Source organism: Mesorhizobium sp. M7A.F.Ca.CA.004.06.1.1 (assembly GCF_003999135.1).
In the GTDB taxonomy this organism is placed as follows: Bacteria; Pseudomonadota; Alphaproteobacteria; order Rhizobiales; family Rhizobiaceae; genus Mesorhizobium.
The window spans coordinates 1-3,164 of sequence record NZ_RZPQ01000693.1 but is presented as its reverse complement, the minus strand read 5'-3'; the positions used below and the strand labels follow the sequence as shown (position 1 = coordinate 3,164).

4 protein-coding genes and 1 pseudogene are annotated in these 3,164 nt (G+C 65.7%); 2 read left to right on the top strand and 3 right to left on the bottom strand.

The window, feature by feature from the left end; translation table 11 throughout:
* Nucleotides 1-221 (bottom strand): LysR family transcriptional regulator (locus tag EN906_RS28495; RefSeq protein WP_164777424.1); only part of this gene is annotated, 221 nt, incomplete at its 3' end.
* A 98-nt stretch (nt 222-319) separates the two neighbouring features.
* On the opposite strand from EN906_RS28495, the gene EN906_RS28490 reads away from it, so the two are divergent.
* A complete protein-coding gene (locus EN906_RS28490; RefSeq protein ID WP_127271220.1) occupies nt 320-919 on the top strand; it encodes a LysE family translocator in 600 nt (199 codons plus the stop codon).
* A 320-nt stretch (nt 920-1,239) separates the two neighbouring features.
* On the opposite strand, the gene EN906_RS28485 is transcribed toward EN906_RS28490, so the two are convergent.
* Nucleotides 1,240-2,034, bottom strand: coding sequence for an SDR family oxidoreductase (locus EN906_RS28485; RefSeq protein WP_127269320.1), 795 nt, complete (start codon nt 2,032-2,034; stop codon nt 1,240-1,242).
* Nucleotides 2,035-2,240: 206 nt separating this feature from the next.
* On the opposite strand from EN906_RS28485, the gene EN906_RS28480 reads away from it, so the two are divergent.
* On the top strand, nt 2,241-2,696 hold the full coding sequence (locus tag EN906_RS28480; protein WP_127375539.1) for a MarR family winged helix-turn-helix transcriptional regulator: 456 nt from the start codon (nt 2,241-2,243) through the stop codon (nt 2,694-2,696).
* A 24-nt stretch (nt 2,697-2,720) separates the two neighbouring features.
* Here EN906_RS28480 and EN906_RS28475 read toward each other — a convergent pair.
* Nucleotides 2,721-3,164: pseudogene (locus EN906_RS28475) on the bottom strand (MFS transporter); the annotation flags it as partial.

Sequence of the window (3,164 nt, the reverse complement as noted above, 5' to 3'; positions counted from 1 at the left end):
CGCTTGCCCCTGCCGAACAGCTGTTCACCGGCGCGCGTCAGCCGCAAGCCGCGCCGGTCGCGCGTAAACAGGCTGGAGCCGAGCGCCTCCTCCAGCCGCTTGACCTGCTGGCTGACAGCACCCTGCGTCAGGTGCAGCGCATTGGCCGCCGCCGTCATGCTGGCCTTGTCGGCGACGGTGATGAAGGTGCGGATCAGCGCCATGTCGAGATTTCGGATCATGGGTGGCATTATCTATCCTAATGCTGACCATAGCAAACATTGCATTTACTGAAGTTCGCACGCAGCTACGATCGCAGCCCTCTGACAGAGGACGCCGCATGCTCGAGCCCATTCTCCCGCTCATCCTTTTTGCCATCGTCGCCACCACCACGCCCGGCATCGCCACGACCCTGTCTACGGCGTCCGGCGCGCAGTTCGGCTTTCGCCGTTCCGTGCCCCTGCTGGTCGGCAGCGCCGCCGGCCTCGCCACCGTCACGGGTGCCGCTGCCGCCGGGCTTGCCGGTCTGCTGCTTGCCGTGCCTTCGCTGCAACTGGCCATGAAGGTCGTCGGCTCGCTCTATCTCCTCTGGCTGGCGATCAAGATCGGCCGCAGCGGACCGCCCAATCTGGATGTGAGCATGGCCAGGCCGAACAGCTTTCTGGGCGGCGCCGGCATTCAATGGATGAACCCGAAAGGCTGGGCGATGGGACTAGGCGCCGCGGCTTCGTTCGCGGCATTGGCCAGCGGACCGGTGCAACTTGCGCTGCTGCTCGGCGCCACCTTCGGCCTCGCGGCCGCCGCCTCGCTTTCACTGTGGTGCGTGGCCGGCATGGTGCTGGCGCGGCTGCTCAAGACCGAATGGCAATGGCGCGCGCTCAACATCGTGCTGGCACTGGTGCTGGCCGCCTCGATCATTCCGATGTGGCGGACGGTGTAGGGACGCGGCGGCCTTGCAGAACCTGGGGCTTGCCCCAACAAAGCTCTTATGCGGCGCTGGTCGACCCCCACTCCGTCTCGGCTTCGCCGAGCCACCTCTCCCCCGATCGACGGGGTAGAGGAAAGGCGCCAGGCTTTTTGCCGTCAACGCTCGTCCAGCAAAGCTCCCTTCCTTTCCCTCCGGAGGGGGGAAAGGTGGCGCTGCGAAGCAGCGACGGATTGGGGGAACCACGTGGCAATCAAGCCTCACACCGATCAGTCACGCCAGTCACAGAAGATGTGTGCATAGCGTAGCGACAGAGCGGGGGACAGAGGTGGCCCTCAAGCCGCGTAGCGGGCTGCCGGCTTGTCGGCGTGCAGGCTGCCGTAGAAGGCCTGCCGGGCACCGAGGAAAATGTCCAGTTTGGCTGGCTCGGCGAGCGCCGGCACGGTGACGGCTTCACCCCTGGCAAGGCCGACAAGGGCCGCATCGACCATATCGTCGGCGCTCATGATGATTTCCTTCGGAAGCTGGTCGATATCGCTGCCAGCAAGCTCCCAGAAATCCGTCCGTGTCGCGCCCGGCAGCACCACCTGCACCTTCACCTCCGTACCCTCGACCTCGCGGTGCAGAGCCTCGGTGAAGTTGACGACATAGGCCTTGGTACCGCTGTAGATGCCGCCGAACGAGGTCTCATAGGCGAGCACCGAGGCGATGTTGACGACCGCACCTCGGTTGCGCGCCAAAAACCCCGGCAGCACGGCACGGGTCAGCCGCGTCAGGGCGATGACATTGACCTTGATCATGCGTTCGGCAGCGTCCGCATCGGCGGTTGCCACCACGGACTGGCCGCCAAGGCCGGCATTGTTGACCAGCAGCGTCACGCTGTCGTCGCTGGCGATCGCCTGTTCGACGCGGCGGACGTCGCCGTCGTTGGAGAGGTCGGCGCTGATCACGCTGACCTTGCGGCCATAGGTCTGGCGCAGCTTCCCGGCCAGTTCCTCCAGCCGGTCGGCGCGCCGCGCCACCAGCACCAGATCGTAGCCCTGCCCCGCCAGCCGGTCGGCATAGACCGCGCCGATGCCCGACGAAGCACCGGTGACGACCGCCGTGCCCTTGTTGCCCTGTCCACTCATTGTCCTGTTCCTTCTTCGACTGATCTGGTTCGTTTCGACTGATCCGGCGCCGTGGCATCTGCCGCATTGCCGGAAGCCGCTTGATTGATTTAGTGGCATATACCACTAATTGCGAAGTAGGCATATGCCACTATCTTGTCAATGATACGGACGGGGATTATTTGAGGGGTGCAGCCGGGCGTCATTCGCCGGCGCCAAGGACCATCATGTCAAAGGACAGCTTGCCCGACCTCACGCTCTGCAACAACGCCGCGCTGCGCCGCGCGGCGCGCAAACTCGGCAAGTTTTATGATGATGTGGTGGATCCGTCAGGCCTCAAGGCGACACAGCAGGGACTGCTCTACCAAATCCATATCGGCGACGAGCCGGCGATGGGGGCCATCGCCGCGTCGCTGATCATGGACCTGTCGGCGCTCGGCCATACGCTGAAACCACTGATCCGCGACGGCTATGTCGAGACCTTCGCCGACCCGGACGACCGCCGCGTCAAGCGTGTGCGGCTGACGCCGCAGGGGCTGGCCAAGCTCGAGGCGGCGATGAAACTGTGGCAGATCGCCCAGCAGCGTTTCGAGGATGTCGTCGGCAGGGACAAGGCTGAAAAGCTGCGCGCGGCGCTGGATGACATCGCCGCGCTCGATTTCGATCTGCCGCCGGCCAGCTGAGCCGGCCGACGGCTTTCAAAGAGATTACTCGGCAGGCATCTCTACAGGCCGAGCCGCCCGGCGGCCGGCGACCACGATGCCAAGCCCGATGATCGGGAAGATCGCGGCGACCAGGCCGAGATCGGCCGGCGCGCCGTAGCGCAGCACGGCACCGCCGACCACCGCGCCGAGTGCGACGCCGAGATAGAGCGCCGAAGCATTGAGCGACAGCACGATCGGTGCGGCGTCGGGCGCCAGCTTGATGATGCGGCTGGCCTGCGCCGGCGGGAAGGCCCAGCCGACGATGCCCCACGGCACCATCATCGCCATCAGCGCCGGTCCGGCAATATGCGGCGGCAGAAAGGTCGGGATGACCGACAGCAGGACCAGCATGCCGGCACTCAGCGCCAACGACCAGCCGACGGTGCGGGTCGCGCCGAACCGGTCGGCAGCCTGGCCGCCGCCAATGTTGCCGATGACGGCGCCGAC

Coding starts and splice junctions, on each gene's coding strand:
- EN906_RS28490 (WP_127271220.1), top strand. CDS start 320: ATGCTCGAGCCCATTCTCCCGCTCATCCTTTTTGCCATCGTCGCCACC.
- EN906_RS28485 (WP_127269320.1), bottom strand. CDS start 2,034: ATGAGTGGACAGGGCAACAAGGGCACGGCGGTCGTCACCGGTGCTTCG.
- EN906_RS28480 (WP_127375539.1), top strand. CDS start 2,241: ATGTCAAAGGACAGCTTGCCCGACCTCACGCTCTGCAACAACGCCGCG.